A 15,668-nucleotide genomic window follows, 5' to 3' on the forward strand; every position below is an offset into this window, starting at 1 on the left:
GGTCAGGTTTGTTGCGAGCGGCGCAGGAACTGCTGCTCGAACTGTCGAATGTTCTGTTGGATATAGTCCAGAAAGGCTCTCATGGCGGGGGTGGGGTGTTTGGCCTGAGGGTACACAACGCACCAGCTCCGGCGCAGAGGGAAGCCGGGCAGGTCAACGATGTGCAGGTTGCCCAGAGACAGTTCCGGAAGGATGCTCAGCTTCGGTAGGACCGCCACTCCCAGGCCTGCCATGACCGCGTGTTTGACCGCATCGTTGGAGCCCAGCTCCATGTTTGGGCGAACCTTCAGGTGCTGCTGCTGACAGTGGAGCTCCAGAGCCAGGCGGCTGCCTGAGCCCGGCTCGCGCATCAGCAACTGGCTGTCGAGAAACTCCTGTGGGTCGGGGCGCTCTCGCGTCAGCAGTGGGTGTCCGGAGGGGGCGACTGGTACCAGTTCATTGTCCAGGAACGGAATGGAGGTCAGTGGCCGTTCGGTGGGTACCATGCCCATGATGACCAGGTCGTCGCGGTTTTCATTTAACCGCTGGATGGCGGTTGCACGGTTGACCACTGTTACGCTGACGTGAACCTGAGGGTTGAGGTTGAGGAACGCCCGCAACAGGTACGGCACCACATACTGGGCGGTGTTTACCGCCACCAGACGCAGCTCCCCTGCGACCTTGCCCTGTAATGCGGCGAGGTTGGTCTGCAATCGACGCACTTCTCCAAAAATCGCGCCTGCACTGCGGGCAAGGGCTTCTCCGGCGGCGGTGCAGTAAAGTCGTCGTCCGACATATTCAAACAAAGGCATGTCCAGGGCCTGCTCCAGCTGTCTGATCTGGCTGCTGACCGCGGGTTGGGTGAGTCCCAGGCGCTCGCCGGCACGGCTGTAGCTCTTCAGTTCGTGGACGGAGAGGAATACCTGCAGTTGACGAAAAGTCAGCCGGCTGGCCAGTTGTTGAGTGCTGAAGGGCATGGTTGTCAGTCAGATTGCCGAATGTATAAGCAATAGCTTATACATAAGAGAAATTATATCAATTTCAATTATGGTTGGTCTGTGGCTAGTCTGAGTGTGGGGCGAATTGACGAGGAATTTCCCATGCTCAAGAAAGTTCTGATTGCCAATCGCGGTGAAATTGCGGTCCGGATTGAACGGGCCTGCGCCGAGATGGGTATCCGCTCGGTAGCGATTTACACCGAGCCGGATCGCTACGGCTTGCACGTCAAGCGTGCGGATGAAGCCTACTCGCTGGGGGACGATCCTTTGGCGGGCTATCTTGATCCGGCAAGGATCGTCAACCTGGCGGTGGAAACGGGGTGTGATGCCATTCATCCGGGTTATGGTTTCCTGTCTGAAAATGCGGAATTTGCGGCCCTGTGTGAACGCAAGGGTGTGACCTTTATCGGGCCCAAGGCCGAGGTCATTAACAAAATGGGTGACAAGACCCAGGCCCGTGACAGTATGCGCGCAGCCGGAGTGCCGGTGACGCCAGGCTCTGAGGGCAATCTTGAGAATCTGGATGAGGCGCTGCGGCTGGCCGGTGAGATCGGCTATCCGGTGATGGTCAAGGCCACCTCCGGTGGTGGTGGTCGGGGCATTCGTCGATGCGATACTCCGGAAGAGCTGAAGGCTCAGTATCCCCGAGTGATTTCCGAGGCGACCAAGGCTTTCGGGTCCGCCGAAGTGTTCATGGAGAAATGCATTGTTAATCCTCGTCATATTGAGGTGCAGGTGCTGGCGGACAGTGACGGTAACGCCGTTCATCTGTTCGAAAGGGATTGTTCGATCCAGCGCCGTAACCAGAAACTGATCGAAATCGCGCCCAGCCCCCAGTTGACTCCCGAACAGCGCCAGTACATCGGCAACCTTGCAGTAACTGCGGCCCGGGCCGTCGGCTATGAAAATGCCGGTACCGTCGAGTTCCTGCTCACCGGCAATGAAGTCTACTTCATGGAAATGAACACCCGGGTGCAGGTGGAACACACCATCACGGAAGCCATTACCGGTGTGGACATTGTCCGTGAGCAGTTACGGATCGCCTCTGGCCTTCCCCTCAGTTACCGCCAGGAAGATATCCAGTTCCGCGGTTATGCGATCCAGATGCGGATTAATGCTGAGGATCCGAAGAATGACTTTTTGCCCAGTTTTGGGCGCATCACTCATTACTATGCACCAGGCGGACCGGGCGTGCGGGTCGATACCGCGATCTATACGGGTTATGAGATTCCGCCCTATTTCGATTCCATGTGTCTGAAACTGGTGGTGTGGGCGTTGACCTGGGAAGAGGCCATTGCCCGCAGTGAACGGGCTTTGGACGATATGCGTCTGCATGGCATCCGCACCACGGCGAGTTACTACCAACAGATTTTCAAGCACCCGGACTTCAGGGCGGGGGTATTTGATACCAGCTTTGTGCCCGCGCATCCGGAGTTGCTGAACTATTCCACCAAGCGTCAGCCCAGCGAAATAGCGCTGGCGATTGCTGCCGCCATTGCCGCCCACGCGGGCTGGTAACACGCAGGAGGACATCACTATGAGCCAAGCCAAGAAAATTGAAGTTACCGACGTTATCCTGCGTGACGCGCACCAGTCGCTGATCGCGACCCGCATGCGTACCGAGGACATGCTGCCGATCTGTGACAAGCTGGATCAGGTCGGTTACTGGTCGCTGGAAGTGTGGGGCGGTGCGACTTTTGACGCCTGTGTCCGTTTCCTCAAGGAAGACCCGTGGGAGCGTCTGCGTCAGCTGCGCAAGGCCTTGCCCAACACCCGTCTGCAGATGCTGCTGCGAGGGCAGAACCTGCTGGGTTACCGGCATTATGCGGATGATGTGGTTGAAGCGTTCGTGCAGAAAGCTGCCGAGAATGGCATTGATGTGTTCCGGGTATTCGATGCCCTGAATGACCTGCGTAATATTGAGACCGCCATGAAAGCGGTGAAAAAGGCAGGCAAACACGCCCAGGGTACCATTTGCTACACCACCAGCCCGGTGCATACCCCTGCACTGTTTGTGCAGCAGGCCAAAGACATGAAGGCCATGGGGGCTGACTCCATCGCCATCAAAGACATGGCGGGCCTGCTGACGCCCTATGCGACCTACGAGCTGGTCAAGGCGATCAAGGCGGAAGTCGATCTGCCCCTGGTGGTGCATAGCCACTCCACCTCGGGCCTCGCTCCCCTGTGTCAGCTGAAGGCGATTGAGGCCGGGGCTGACCGGATAGATACCGCTATATCCTCGTTTGCCTCCGGTACCAGCCATCCGGCGACAGAATCCCAGGTCGCGGCCCTGCAAGGTACGGACTACGATACCGGGCTGGATCTGGAGCTGTTGAACGAGATTGCTGACTACTTCCGGGAGGTTCGCAAAAAGTACCATCAGTTCGAGAGTGAATTCACCCGCGAGGATGTTTCGGTCCAGATCAATCAGGTGCCCGGCGGTATGATGTCCAACCTGGCCAACCAGCTGAAGGAACAGAATGCTCTGGACCGGATTCGCGACGTGTTTGCTGAAATTCCGCGGGTTCGGGAAGATCTTGGGTATCCGCCGCTGGTAACGCCGACGTCCCAGATTGTCGGCACCCAGGCGGTCTACAACGTGCTGGCTGATCAGCGCTACAAGACCATCACCAATGAGGTGAAGCGCTATCTGCAAGGCGGCTATGGTCGGCCGCCGGCCGAGGTGAATGCCGAGCTGCAGAAGAAGGCCATTGGTAATGAGTCCGTTCACGAAGGTCGTCCTGCCGACCGGCTCAGTCCGGAATTGAACAAGTTGCGGGAGGACATTGGTCGCATAGCGAAGTGTGAAGAAGATGTGCTGACATACGCGATGTTCCCGGACCTTGGTCGCGAGTTCCTGCAGCAACGGGCAGATGGTACTCTCAAGCCGGAGGAGCTGTTGCCAGCCGAGCAGGGCGGTAAGGGGCGTATGAGCGCCGGTGTTGCCACTGAATTCCGAATTGATGTGCATGGTGAGAGCTACGAAGTGGCCGTCACCGGAGTGGGGGATTCCGGCGCGGGCAAACGCAAGCTCTATCTGTCATTGGATGGCATGCCGGAAGAAGTGGTTTTCGAATCGCTGAATGAGTACGTGGCTGAGGGTGGCAGTGGTCGCAAGCGCGCGAGCGAGCCCGGGCATGTTACCACTGCGATGCCAGGTAATGTGGTGGATGTCCTGGTCAAGGAAGGGGATGCCGTAACGGCCGGTCAGGCGGTCCTGGTGACCGAAGCCATGAAAATGGAAACGGAAGTGCACGCGAATGTTGCCGGTACGGTTCAGGCGGTGCATGTGGCAAAAGGTGACCGGGTGACCCCTGGTGAGATTCTGATCGAGATCGCTTGACGAAGCGCCTCGGCGGGCCCGCTCCCCGATGGGCGGGCCTCGCGGTGGTGATGTCGTTGGCGGCTTGGATATGACTGGAATGAGGAAGAAGCGTGGATCATATCGTTCGTGGAGTACTGGAATTTCGGGAAAACGTCTATCCCGAGCGCAAAGACCTGTTCGGCACCCTGATCGAGGACGGTCAGCACCCTGAGGTCCTGTTTTTTACCTGTTCGGACTCAAGGATTGATCCTAACCTGCTGACAGGCTCAAGCCCTGGTGACCTGTTTATATGTCGCAATGCTGGCAACATTATTCCGCCCCACAGTAACGAAACCGGGGGCATGACCGCCTCAATCGAATACGCCGTGGCTGTGCTCAAAGTTCGCCATATCATTGTTTGTGGTCATACCGATTGTGGCGCCATTAAAGGAGCTATGGATATTCCGGCCCTGAAGGGGCTTCCCCACGTTAAAGAGTGGTTGGGGCACTGCCGGTCTGCCATGGAGATTGTGCGTGAGCGCCATGGCTTATCGGTGGATAGTTGTCTGGATGCGAAGTACCTGAATGAAGCCATCGAGGAAAACGTGCTTCAGCAAGTACAGCACCTCAGGACTCACCCGGCAGTAGCGGCAAAGCTGGCGACCCATAAAATCGAGATTCACGGTTGGGTGTACGACATCAAGAACGGAAACGTACGTTGCTGTGGCAGCAACAGCGTCGGATTTACCGATTTTAACGACTACTACGCAGACGTCATTTCCCGGGTGACTGACAATCCTGCCTGACCGGGTGGGCAGGGGGAGGCTGATCCCACCAGGGAGGTTAGGGGGCAGGATGCGCTACCGAGCGGGCCGACAGTGCGGTATACGGTGACGTTATGAGCGATGCCGGTGTTCCGCGACTGCTGGCTCGGAACGGGCGCACCCTGGCCTGGATGGAGCGGGGGGCGCCGGATGGATTTCCGGTGTTCTATGCCCATGGCAATCCAGGGTCCCGGCTGGAGCTGTTGTTTCTGGACCGTAAAGCTGAAGACTATGGTTTGAGGCTGATTGCTCTGGATCGTCCCGGGTTTGGTCAGTCTGATTTTGTCAGTGAGTACGGTCTGCTGGATTATGCAGCAGATGTTGAATATCTGGCTGACCATCTGGGGGTCTTGCGTTTCGGGCTGCTGGGCTGGTCAAGCGGCGGTCCTGCGGTGTTGGCTGCGGCCTGTCAGATGCCACAGAGGGTGGCATTTGTGGTGTCAGTGTCCGGCTACACCAACTTTGGCGAGTGCCCGCAAGCTGAATCCCTGATGAAAAATTATAACCTCCGGGGCCCTGAGTTGTCGGAGCGGCGGCCGGAGTTGTTCAGTCGGGTCGTTAAACTGGCTCGTTGGGTGGATCGGACGCTTCCCAATGTCTATCTGAAAATGGCGGCGTCAGAAATGTCCGGACCTGATCGCCAAATTCTGCGAGACCGGCGGGTGGCCGAACTGTTTATGCGGAATCAGCAGGAAAGTGTCGCCCAGGGGGTGGACGGGGTTATCCAGGATCTGGAAACTCAGTGGGCGCCCTGGCCGTTCCTGTTGGCCGATATAGGCGTGCCGGTGTCTTTGTTCCAAGGGCAGAAAGACACGTTCGTGCCATGGCTGTTTGCCACCCATCTGCAGCAGTCAATCAATGGGGCTGAGCTTACGCTGTTCGAAGATCAGGGGCACCTGTACATTCTGTCACCGGTTTACCAGGACCGGATATTCCGCAACATTCTTCGCCACGCAGACTGACCTCCCGGGGGTCAGTTGGACGACTGGCCTCTCCTCAGAGCCCTTTCCACCCGGGTTTCCTGCTTTGATAGTTCAAGTAACCCTTCCTCAACATAGGCCAGGTGCTGGTGTGAGCGCTGGCGGGCCAGTTCGGCATCCCCGGACAGGATGGCGTCAAACAGCGCCTGGTGCTGCTCCAGCAGTTGGCTGCGGGAGTTATCCCGCTCGAACAGGTGGGTCAGGTTCTCGACGATGTTCTTTTCGAGCAGGTTAAACAGGCCCCGCATGGTGTGTAACAGAACGATGTTGTGAGCGGCTTCAGCGATGGCCAAGTGGAAGGCCGCGTCCGCCTCGGCTTCCTTTGTCGGGTCGTTGTCGAGGTAGGTGGCTTTAAGTATTTCGAACTTCTGTTGCAGGCGGGCCTTGTCAGCGGGGGTTGAGCGCAGCGCCGCGTAGTACGCAGAGAGCCCTTCCAGAGAGTGTCGGAATTCAAGGAGGTCGTAATGGAATTCCTGGTGGCTGCCCAGTAATTCCAGGAGAGGGTCGCTGAACGAACTCCCAATAGTCTTGCTGACAAAGGTGCCGCCGCCCTGGCGGCTGGTCAGCAGGCCTTTGGCTGCCAGTTTCTGAATGGCCTCCCTGACCGACGGACGGGATACGCCAAAGTTGCTGGCCAGTTCCCGCTCCGGGGGCAGTTTCTGACCTGGCTTGAAGCTGCCTTCCAGGATCATGCTCTCCATCCGTTGCATGATGACATCAGAAAGTCGTGGGGTTTCAACGCGGTTGTAGGTCATGCCGGTTCCTGTCTGCAGCCTGTCTGATCAATAGCGATAGCATACCAAAGCTTCTTGTGTTCATGGGTTTTGCTGGCTTCTTGAGTTTAATATTTAATTGGTCTTACCAATAAATTTTTGTTTTTGAGTGTTCAGGTTAAAGCACCTTTTGTTTCCTTAACTTACCTCATTTCCCGATTTTAGAATGTTGGTGTGTGATATTAGACCAATGGTTTAGAGCGATGGTTGTAAATTGACAAGTCATATTCGGGGTCATTAGGATGCCTAACCAGTTAAGTGTAAATTGGTATTACCAATTATAAAAAGTCAGGTGAGCCCATGACCGATCCCATCAAGCTTTACCCTGCCAAACCTGAAAAGGTGTATTTTTTCGCAACCTGCCTGGTTGACCTGTTTTACCCCGATGCCGGTATGGCGGGGATTCAGCTGCTGGAACGTGAGGGAATTGAGGTGCTGTTTCCTCAAGATCAGACCTGTTGTGGCCAGCCCGCCTTCAGTTCGGGCTTCAATGATCAGGCCAGAGACGTTGTTGTACCGCAGCTGGACCTGTTCCCAGGGGACTACCCCATTGTGGTGCCGGCGGGTTCATGCGGCGGGATGATGCGCAAACACTACCCGGAACTTTTTGCAGGCACGCCGTGGCAGGAGAAAGCGGAAGCATTGGCGGCCAGAACATGGGAGCTGACGGATTTCCTGCTGAATGTTTGCCACATTCGCCTGAAGGATCAGGGGAAGCCGGTGAAGGTGGCCATGCATACGTCCTGCTCCGCCCGTCGGGAAATGGGTATTGCCGAGGTCGGTCCTCGCCTTTTGGGACAGCTAGGGCAGGTGGAGCTGGTTGAGCAGGCGCGGGCGGAGGAATGTTGTGGATTCGGCGGTACCTTCGCCGTACGTCACCCGGAAATCTCCGAAGCGATGGTCAACGATAAAACCGAGGCCCTGGTTGCGGCCGGAGCAGAGACCGTGGTTGCGACGGACTGTGGCTGCATGATGAACATCGCCGGTTTCGCAGAGAAAAACCAGCGACCTTTAAAAGGCCAGCACATCGTGAGTTTCCTTTGGGAGCGGACGGGGTGCTCGGATGGGGAGGGTGAGGCATGACTCAGACCTCAACGCTGTCGGACGTTCGTGAATTTCACCCCAGGGTTCGGACCGCCCTCGACAACCCCCAGATTCGCAGCAATTTCCGCAATGCCATGGACGGGCTCATGGGCAAACGCCAGAAGGCATTTGACGGCTGGGACCTGGACAAACTGAGGGACCTTGGGGCCGCCGTTCGGCTGCGCGCACTGGCGCGACTGCCGGAACTGTTGGAACGGCTTGAAGCCAACTGCATTCGTCAGGGGATTCAGGTGCACTGGGCGGAGACGGGTGAGCAGGCCTGTGAAATCATCGGTGATATCTGCAAGGCCCGCCAGGCCCGTACGGTGATCAAGGGCAAGTCCATGGTGTCGGAGGAAATGGAGCTCAACCATTACCTGGAAGAGCAGGGCATCGAGGCGCTGGAGTCAGATCTGGGTGAGTACATTGTTCAGCTCGCCGAGGAGACCCCGTCCCACATCATCATGCCGGCGATACACAAAAACACCACTGAAATCTCGGACCTGATGCATGAGCGCACCGGGACCGAGCGCTCCCACGATGTTGACTACCTCACCGCCTCGGCTCGTCAGCAACTGCGGGAAAAGTTCATGACGGCAGATGTGGGTATCTCTGGCGTGAACTTTGCGGTTGCCCAGACCGGCACCCTTTGCCTGGTTGAGAACGAAGGCAACGGCCGACTGACGACCACGGTGCCGCCCTGCCACATTGCGGTGACCGGCATTGAGAAGGTCGTTGAGCACCTGGAGGACATTAGTCCGCTGCTCGCGCTATTGACCCGATCCGCGACCGGTCAGCACATTACGACGTACGTCAACATGATCTCAGGCCCCCGCCGTGATGCCGAGTTGGATGGTCCGGAGGCCGTCCATCTGGTGCTGGTGGATTCCGGTCGCTCGTCGGTCTATCAGGACCCGGAGTTGATGGACACCCTGCGTTGCATTCGATGTGGCGCCTGCATGAACCATTGCCCGGTCTACACCCGCGTTGGCGGGCATGCCTATGGCACCACCTACCCAGGGCCAATTGGCAAAATTCTGATGCCTCATCTGCTTGGGCTGGACAGTACCCGTGATCTGCCGTCGGCCTCAACCCTTTGCGGTGCTTGCGGAGAGGTTTGTCCGGTCCGTATTCCCATTCCAACGCTGCTGCAGCGTTTGCGCAAGGAGTCTGTTGATGGCGACCGCCTGCGACCGTCTGTTGTCCGCGGGCACGGAAGCAAACGCCACTGGAAGGAAGTGCTGGCGTGGAACGCCTTTCGCTGGATCTTTGCCAGCCCCGGCCGCTACCGCCTGCTGGGGATGCTGATGACCCGCTTTCGGGCCTTCACACCATCACGGGTCGGGGCCTGGAGCCGCTATCGCAGCGCACCCAAACCAGCCGCCAGAACGCTGCATCAACTGGTTAACGAGAGAGCGAAGGGAGGTGGGCGATGAGCAAGGCCAGAAACGCCATTCTGGAGCGCCTTCGGGCCGGACGGGGAGATCAGCCGCTGCAGGCTCCGGCCAGTGACTTTTCTGTTGTCAGGGATCGCGACTGGAGCCTGACGGAGCGGCTGGAGCGTTTTGAAACCACGATCTCGTCGGTGAACGGCGAGGTTCACCGGGTGGTTGAAGAGGTCTGGGTTCAGCACCTGTGGGCGCTGATGGCGGCCAAGGGGCTGAACAACCTGTTGGTTGCGCCAGAGACGGTGCTGGGACAGCAGTTGCTCCAGCAGCAACAGGCTTCAGGCCCGGAGTTGCGGACCTACCGGGATCCGGTGGAGCACTGGAAAAGCGAACTGTTTAACGGTGTGGATGCCGCTCTGACCGGTTGCCGGGGCGCCATCGCCGAGACCGGTTCGCTGATTCTTTGGCCCACGGTGCAGGAGCCGCGACTGATGAGTTTGGTGCCGCCGGTTCACTTCGTCGTCCTTCGCGCCGACCAGGTTTACTGCACCTTTTACCAGGCCCTGGCTGAACAAGGCTGGGCGGATCAAGGCATGCCCACGAACGCATTGCTGATTTCCGGCCCCTCCAAGACTGCCGACATCGAGCAGACACTGGCTTATGGCGTGCACGGCCCCCGGGAACTCGTTGTCCTGGTGCTGGAGTAACGCCGAATACCCCACCGCAACTGCGGATTACTACAAAGACAATAACTCAATTGGGAGCAATTTATGTCCGAATCCTTGCTGTCCTTTCTGGCCTTTGCGCCATTACTGCTGGCCGGTGTCCTGCTGGTCGGATTCAACTGGCCGGCCCGACTGGCGATGCCGCTGGTGTTTTTGGCCACCGCGGCAATCGGCCTGTTTGCCTGGGATATGAGCGTCACCCGGATCCTCGCCTCGACCTTTCAGGGGCTGACGCTGACGGCGGCTATTCTATGGATCATTTTCGGTGCCATCCTGCTGCTCAATACGCTGAAGCATTCGGGCGCCATTACCTCCATCCGGCGCGGTTTTTCCGACATTACGCCAGACCGACGAATTCAGGCGGTGATTGTGGCGTGGCTGTTTGGCTGCTTTATTGAAGGGGCTTCCGGGTTTGGTACGCCGGCGGCGGTTGCCGCACCTTTGCTGGTGGCGCTTGGCTTCCCGGCGTTGGGCGCGGTGATGATCGGGATGATGATTCAGTCCACCCCGGTATCCTTCGGGGCGGTGGGCACCCCGATTGTGGTCGGAGTAAGCGGCGGCCTTGATAAGGCCATGATCAGTGGACAGATGCTGGCCCAGGGCTCCAGTTGGGAGATGTTCTATCAGCTGGTGACATCCCAGGTGGCGATTATTCACGCCATTATTGGCCTGGTGATGCCGCTGTTCATGTGCGTGATGCTGACCCGGTTCTTTGGTCGCCGCCGGTCCTGGCGGGAAGGCCTGGAGGTGGCTCCATTCGCGGTATTTGCCGGTTTGTGCTTTGTTCTGCCATATGCCGCTGCAGGCGTTTTCCTGGGGCCTGAATTCCCCTCGATGATTGGTGCTCTGGTTGGCATGGCGATCGTGATTCCGGCGGCCAAGGCTGGCTTCCTGATGCCCAAAAAGGTCTGGGATTTTGCGCCGGCCAGTGAGTGGCCTGCAGAGTGGTTGGGGAAGCTCGAAGTGCGTTTGGATAAAGTGGCTGACAGAGCCTCAATGTCTGGGGTCCGGGCCTGGATGCCCTATGTTCTTCTGGCCGTGTTGTTGGTGGTGTCACGGGTGTTCCCTGAAGTGAAAGCGGTATTGACCTCGTTCCTGAGTTTCGGTTGGAGCGATATCCTGGGGGAGCAGGGTATTTCCGCTGCTATCCAGCCGTTATATCTGCCGGGTGGCATCATGATGATGGTGGTCGCTGTTACCTATGTCCTCCATCAGATGCGCTTTTCCGAACTAAAAGCGGCGTTGAGCGAGTCGTCCCGCACCCTGTTGGGGGCCGGATTTGTCCTCGTCTTCACCATTCCGATGGTGCGTATCCTGATTAACTCCGGGGTCAATGGGGCCGATCTGCCGTCCATGCCCATTGCCATGGCACAGTGGGTCGCCGACTCCATGGGGCACATCTACCCGATGTTTGCGCCGATGGTTGGCGGGTTAGGGGCCTTTATTGCCGGTTCCAATACGGTATCCAATCTGATGCTGTCGCAGTTCCAGTTCAGTGTGGGCGGCTTGCTCGGGGTATCGGGCGCCTTGCTGGTTGCGCTTCAGGCCGTCGGTGCTGCGGCGGGCAATATGATTGCGGTGCACAATGTCGTGGCCGCGTCCGCGACAGTGGGTATGTTGGGGCGTGAAGGACAGACCCTCCGCATGACGGTGATCCCGACACTCTACTACCTGGCTTGTGCCGGCCTGATCGCGGTGGTCGCGACGCAGTTGCTTTGACGCTTGATGCCGCCGGGCCAGAGCCCGGCGGGTGAGTCTGCGTTGGCATTCAGTTAAGGCTGTGGTATTTAAAGTTTGTGGAAGTCAAACTTGTACCATGGCCTTTGTGTTCTCTGCCAGCTCATGAAGGGGCGCCTGCAGGAGAGGGTTTGTCTTGATTTCACGGTCACATGCCCGCTGGATTTGCTTGTCGGTTCTGCTGATGTCCTTTGGGGGGCTGAAAGCCGAGGCTGAGATTCATCTTGCGGTGCCGAGCATCACCACCTTGCTGCAAGCGGATGGTGAGGGGATTTACCAACGTATGTTTGCTCGCGCCATGGCCTCTCTTCATTACCCGGTTAACCAGGAATTTTACCCCTATAAACGCGCTTTGGTTCAATTCAGGGCCGGGCAAGCAGACTGCGTTTATTCATTCACCGATGTCCTGACAAAGGAACTCGGCGCTGATGCGGTTATTGCCAGCTATCCCTTGGGCCATTTTCGATACTTCCTCTTTTCCCGGGCGGACCGCCCCCCGGTCAGGTCCAATGAAGAGCTGGAGGGGCTGCGCTTGGGGGCTGTCATCGGCCATGAAAGCTATTATGGTGAGGTGCTGCGTTATCCCGGTGAAATCCTGGAAGTGAATTCTGACCGGCAAGCCATGGAGTTGCTGAGGCAGGGGCGCATCGATGTTGCCATCGCCGCCTTGCCGGATATTCAGCCTTATTTAGACGAACTTGCCTACGCTGAAGAGTTCCCGCTGTACATAGGCTATGATCGCATTACCTGCCATAACACTCCGCAGAACAGGGTGTTTCTGGACGACCTGTCTGCTGAGCTGAAAAAGCTCAAGGAAGAGGGGGGGTATCGGGAACTCGCGGGCGACTACTTCCTGGACTTCAACTTCTGAGGTGGCTTTGCTGTTTACCTCAATTTCACATTCCCGCCTGATTGCTTATGTCGGGCTGATCCTGACGCCCCTGTTCTGGGCGGGTAATGCGGTGGTTGCCCGTGCGATGTCAGGGCAGATGCCGCCGTTGTCGATGTCGTTTTACCGTTGGCTTCTGGCGTTGTTGATCGTGCTGCCATTAGGCTTGCCAGCGGTCTGGCGGCAACGGCGGGCGGTCCGTGATCACTGGCGGACGATCGCCGTGTTGGCGACCTTCAGTGTGGGGGCCTTCAATTCCCTGTTGTACTTTGCTGCGTTGACCACCAGTGCCACCAATATCGCCCTGATCAATACGACTATCCCTGTGATGATCGCGTTGCTTGCCTGGCTTATGCTGGGCGAGCGCACTCGCCCGATACAGGCGATTGGCATTGCACTGGCCATTGTTGGCATTGTGATGGTTGTGGCCCGTGGCAGTTGGCAGACCCTGGCCCGGCTCGACTGGCATCCGGGGGACCTGATCATGGTTCTGGCCGTGTTCTGCTGGGGGCTGTTTTCAGTGCTTCTGCGCCGCCATGCACTGCCGCTGACCTCACTGGCGTTCCTCACGGTACAGATTGCTTTCGGCCTGATCGCTATTGCACCGTTTTATCTGATCGACCTGCTGTTCTTGAGCGGGGGCTTTGCGGTGACCTCGGGTAACCTTCTGGCGTTGCTCTATTTTGCCGTGTTCCCGGGGATTCTGGCCTATGGTTTCTGGAATCATGCGGTGCACGAGGTAGGCCCGTCGAAATCGGCTCTGTTCATGTACCTGGTTCCGATCTTTGCCGCGGTGATGGCAACCCTGTTCCTCAACGAACAGTTGTCCTGGTTCCACCTCGCCGGCGCGGCACTCATTCTTGCCGGCCTGTTGCTGGCGACGCGGGCGGGCCGGTAGGCGTTGAACTGTGTCCCTAATCTTACATCCAGATCGATGGTGGCGCGGGCGCCCGGGTGTCAATGGCGAGGCCGCTGTGTTCCAGGAGACTTACCAGGGCCTCGATATCATCCCGGTTCAGGAAGTTTGCCAGAGCCACTTCCTTTTCCCTGTGGACCAGGAATAACCTGGGTGGGGCGACCGGGTTCAGGGGGGGATTGATCCGCAGGCGGGCATAGGGGCGTGGCAGGTGCCACTCGGCTTGTTTTCGGAAGATGCCTTTTTCCAGGTGCAAGGCCTCGTCGGTGATGGTGAGGATTTCTCTTCGTCGGCAGGCGAGGGATGTGAGGTAGATGGCGGTGGCTAAGGCGGCCAGTTCCAGGCCGGCAAAGGGCAGTACCACCCACGCCCCAAGCCAGGCCATACCGCCTGCAATCACCAGAGACACGCCGCAGAGTGCAAGCCAGACGCGGACATTGCCGCGCCAGCTCATGGATTGGTTGGGGGTTAGCAAAAGGCGCGTGCCCCCGTTAAGTGGCAGTTGCTGAACCATGATGGTGTTCCTCATGGGTCAGGTTAGCACCTTTTCCCGGTACCAGCGCGCGTTGCTCTGTACCACCTGGTGAATCGGCGGTAGCGTGATTCCCTGGCCTTCCATGAATGCGCAGGACGAAGTCGTATCGAAGCGGGTGGGCTGGATGAAGTGCAGGGATTCCGGCGCGGTGTTCAGCTTTGTCGCGAGCCCCGGAATTTTTAACAGCCAGGCCAGCAATTTACTGGGAATATGATATGCCGGTGGCTTTACGCCAAGGGGCGCGGCCATCAGTGCCAGTAGTCCTTTGAGATTAGGGGTGGCGGGATCCAGCGCCAGTATCCGTTCAGGCGGGGTAGGGGCACTGATCGCAGCGGCAATGATGCTGACCAGGGTGTCGACGGACACCAGTGGGAGCCAGTGTTCCGGTGAGCCCGGAATCAGCGCCATGCGTCCGTGGTTCAGGTTGTCGATCATCTGAAACAGAGGCTGGGCGGTATCCAGCTCGCCAGTGGCTGTGCTGCCTGTCAGCGTGGCGGGCTGTACCTCTACCCAATCCATATCCCTCGCCACCGCGTACTCCCTGCTTTTCAGCGCGCCTTCAAGCTTGCTTGCTTCGTAACTGCCAGCCTGCTGATAGACCTGCTCCCAGTCGGTGTCCGAAAGGTTGGCTAGCTTGATGCCCAGCCGCTCCAGATGAACTCTGTTTTCCAGCATGAAGCCAGAGATAAAGACCATCCTCACCCCCAGTTTGTGGGCCAGTTCGGTAGCCGCCAGACTGCCTTCGACGTTGGTTTTCCGGGCAACGGCGGGGTCCATCGCCCACGCAAAGCGTGCGCCGAGGTGCACGACAGCGGTAATGTCATTGGGCAACGCCGAGGTCAGTCCCAGGCCCGGGGCGTCCAGGTCGCCAGCTATAGCATCAACGAGCTCACCTTGGCCGCCCAGTGTTGATACCTGCTGGCGCAGCTCGGAGAGTTTTGCCGGTTGGCGCATCAGAGCCAGAACCGGCTGGTGGTGCCTGGTCAGGTGGGCGCAGAGGTGGCGACCGATGAAGCCGGTGGCTCCGGTGATCAATACAGTCATGGCGGATCTCCTGTCTATGGGTGTATCCGCAAAGGTAAAGTGTAGAGTATGCTCTAAGGTCAACCCCTCAGCGGCGCCTTAATGAATCACAGGAGATGTCTCTGTGCGAATTGCAGAACTGGAAGTGCGAACCGGAGTCAGTCGTCACACCCTGCGCTATTACGAGAAGGAAGGATTGCTGCAGGAAGTTATCCGCGATGGCAATAACTACCGGGATTACTCCGAGACCGCCGTAAGGCGGGTCGGTATGGTCAGACAACTCAAGGAACTGGGCTTCTCTCTCAAAGAGATCAGAGACGTTATGGATGCCCTGCGAAGCAACACAATTGATTGTGCCCGAGGCGCCGCACTGATGGCTGAGAAAAAGGCCGCGGTTGACCGTCGTATCAAGGAGCTTCGTGAGGTGAGCAGGATGCTGGCTCAGGAGCAGACGCGCCTGGAAGCGAGTGCGGCTGCAGCCTGCTGATCAGGCATCCACCTGAATAGCGACAAT

15 protein-coding genes are annotated in these 15,668 nt (G+C 58.1%); 11 read left to right on the top strand and 4 right to left on the bottom strand.

Annotated features, from left to right (window positions below):
* Positions 1–2: 2 nt before the first annotated feature.
* Positions 3–956 carry a LysR family transcriptional regulator gene (locus tag BLV11_RS03255; protein ID WP_091811523.1) on the bottom strand — a complete coding sequence of 318 codons (954 nt, stop codon included), beginning with the start codon at positions 954–956 and terminating at the stop codon, positions 3–5.
* 123 nt (positions 957–1,079) lie between these two features.
* Between BLV11_RS03255 and BLV11_RS03260 the strand changes: the two genes are divergently transcribed.
* The 4 genes from BLV11_RS03260 (at position 1,080) to BLV11_RS03275 (ending at position 6,067) form a co-directional block, all read left to right on the top strand.
* Positions 1,080–2,495 (top strand): acetyl-CoA carboxylase biotin carboxylase subunit, encoded by a 1,416-nt coding sequence (locus BLV11_RS03260; protein ID WP_091811524.1) that lies wholly within the window; start codon positions 1,080–1,082, stop codon positions 2,493–2,495.
* Between the two features lie 19 nt (positions 2,496–2,514).
* On the top strand, positions 2,515–4,320 hold the full coding sequence (gene oadA / locus BLV11_RS03265) for a sodium-extruding oxaloacetate decarboxylase subunit alpha (protein WP_091811525.1): 1,806 nt from the start codon (positions 2,515–2,517) through the stop codon (positions 4,318–4,320).
* Between the two features lie 92 nt (positions 4,321–4,412).
* Entirely contained in the window at positions 4,413–5,087 is a 675-nt protein-coding gene (locus BLV11_RS03270; protein WP_091811526.1) for a carbonic anhydrase, read from the top strand.
* Between the two features lie 92 nt (positions 5,088–5,179).
* Positions 5,180–6,067, top strand: coding sequence for an alpha/beta fold hydrolase (locus BLV11_RS03275; RefSeq protein WP_091811527.1), 888 nt, complete (start codon positions 5,180–5,182; stop codon positions 6,065–6,067).
* An 11-nt stretch (positions 6,068–6,078) separates the two neighbouring features.
* Here the strand turns inward: BLV11_RS03275 and BLV11_RS03280 are convergent, their stop codons facing one another.
* A complete protein-coding gene (locus BLV11_RS03280) occupies positions 6,079–6,840 on the bottom strand; it encodes an FCD domain-containing protein (protein WP_091811528.1) in 762 nt (253 codons plus the stop codon).
* Between the two features lie 318 nt (positions 6,841–7,158).
* Between BLV11_RS03280 and BLV11_RS03285 the strand changes: the two genes are divergently transcribed.
* From BLV11_RS03285 to BLV11_RS03310, 6 genes are all read left to right on the top strand, one after another.
* Positions 7,159–7,941 (top strand): (Fe-S)-binding protein, encoded by a 783-nt coding sequence (locus BLV11_RS03285; protein WP_091811529.1) that lies wholly within the window; start codon positions 7,159–7,161, stop codon positions 7,939–7,941.
* A complete protein-coding gene (locus BLV11_RS03290; protein ID WP_091811530.1) occupies positions 7,938–9,377 on the top strand; it encodes a LutB/LldF family L-lactate oxidation iron-sulfur protein in 1,440 nt (479 codons plus the stop codon). Before BLV11_RS03285 ends, BLV11_RS03290 begins: the two co-directional genes overlap by 4 nt.
* Positions 9,374–10,036, top strand: coding sequence for a LutC/YkgG family protein (locus tag BLV11_RS03295; RefSeq protein ID WP_091811531.1), 663 nt, complete (start codon positions 9,374–9,376; stop codon positions 10,034–10,036). The genes BLV11_RS03290 and BLV11_RS03295 overlap by 4 nt, the downstream gene beginning before the upstream one ends.
* A 63-nt stretch (positions 10,037–10,099) precedes the next feature.
* Positions 10,100–11,773 carry an L-lactate permease gene (locus BLV11_RS03300; protein WP_091811532.1) on the top strand — a complete coding sequence of 558 codons (1,674 nt, stop codon included), beginning with the start codon at positions 10,100–10,102 and terminating at the stop codon, positions 11,771–11,773.
* A gap of 154 nt (positions 11,774–11,927) precedes the next feature.
* Positions 11,928–12,662: a substrate-binding periplasmic protein gene (locus BLV11_RS03305; RefSeq protein ID WP_091811533.1), complete on the top strand. Its 735-nt coding sequence runs from the start codon at positions 11,928–11,930 to the stop codon at positions 12,660–12,662.
* 7 nt (positions 12,663–12,669) lie between these two features.
* Positions 12,670–13,578, top strand: a complete 909-nt coding sequence (locus BLV11_RS03310) for a DMT family transporter (protein ID WP_245725900.1) — start codon at positions 12,670–12,672, stop codon at positions 13,576–13,578.
* A 22-nt stretch (positions 13,579–13,600) separates the two neighbouring features.
* Here BLV11_RS03310 and BLV11_RS03315 read toward each other — a convergent pair whose 3' ends face one another.
* Positions 13,601–14,110 (bottom strand): DUF2244 domain-containing protein, encoded by a 510-nt coding sequence (locus BLV11_RS03315; protein WP_091811534.1) that lies wholly within the window; start codon positions 14,108–14,110, stop codon positions 13,601–13,603.
* A gap of 18 nt (positions 14,111–14,128) precedes the next feature.
* Positions 14,129–15,175: an SDR family oxidoreductase gene (locus BLV11_RS03320; RefSeq protein WP_091811535.1), complete on the bottom strand. Its 1,047-nt coding sequence runs from the start codon at positions 15,173–15,175 to the stop codon at positions 14,129–14,131.
* 103 nt (positions 15,176–15,278) lie between these two features.
* On the opposite strand from BLV11_RS03320, the gene BLV11_RS03325 reads away from it, so the two are divergent.
* The gene (locus tag BLV11_RS03325) at positions 15,279–15,641 is read left to right on the top strand and encodes a MerR family transcriptional regulator (RefSeq protein ID WP_091811536.1); all 363 of its coding nucleotides are present in this window, start codon (positions 15,279–15,281) and stop codon (positions 15,639–15,641) included.
* The last annotated feature ends 27 nt before the right edge of the window (positions 15,642–15,668 follow it).

It is taken from the genome of Marinobacter mobilis (assembly GCF_900106945.1).
In the GTDB taxonomy this organism is placed as follows: domain Bacteria; phylum Pseudomonadota; class Gammaproteobacteria; order Pseudomonadales; family Oleiphilaceae; genus Marinobacter; species Marinobacter mobilis.

Bases quoted from the DNA above. Each gene is read 5' to 3' on its own strand.
- BLV11_RS03255 (WP_091811523.1), bottom strand. From the start codon at position 956: ATGCCCTTCAGCACTCAACAACTGGCCAGCCGGCTGACTTTTCGTCAA.
- BLV11_RS03260 (WP_091811524.1), top strand. From the start codon at position 1,080: ATGCTCAAGAAAGTTCTGATTGCCAATCGCGGTGAAATTGCGGTCCGG.
- oadA (WP_091811525.1), top strand. From the start codon at position 2,515: ATGAGCCAAGCCAAGAAAATTGAAGTTACCGACGTTATCCTGCGTGAC.
- BLV11_RS03275 (WP_091811527.1), top strand. From the start codon at position 5,180: ATGAGCGATGCCGGTGTTCCGCGACTGCTGGCTCGGAACGGGCGCACC.
- BLV11_RS03280 (WP_091811528.1), bottom strand. From the start codon at position 6,840: ATGACCTACAACCGCGTTGAAACCCCACGACTTTCTGATGTCATCATG.
- BLV11_RS03285 (WP_091811529.1), top strand. From the start codon at position 7,159: ATGACCGATCCCATCAAGCTTTACCCTGCCAAACCTGAAAAGGTGTAT.
- BLV11_RS03290 (WP_091811530.1), top strand. From the start codon at position 7,938: ATGACTCAGACCTCAACGCTGTCGGACGTTCGTGAATTTCACCCCAGG.
- BLV11_RS03295 (WP_091811531.1), top strand. From the start codon at position 9,374: ATGAGCAAGGCCAGAAACGCCATTCTGGAGCGCCTTCGGGCCGGACGG.
- BLV11_RS03300 (WP_091811532.1), top strand. From the start codon at position 10,100: ATGTCCGAATCCTTGCTGTCCTTTCTGGCCTTTGCGCCATTACTGCTG.
- BLV11_RS03315 (WP_091811534.1), bottom strand. From the start codon at position 14,110: ATGGTTCAGCAACTGCCACTTAACGGGGGCACGCGCCTTTTGCTAACC.
- BLV11_RS03320 (WP_091811535.1), bottom strand. From the start codon at position 15,175: ATGACTGTATTGATCACCGGAGCCACCGGCTTCATCGGTCGCCACCTC.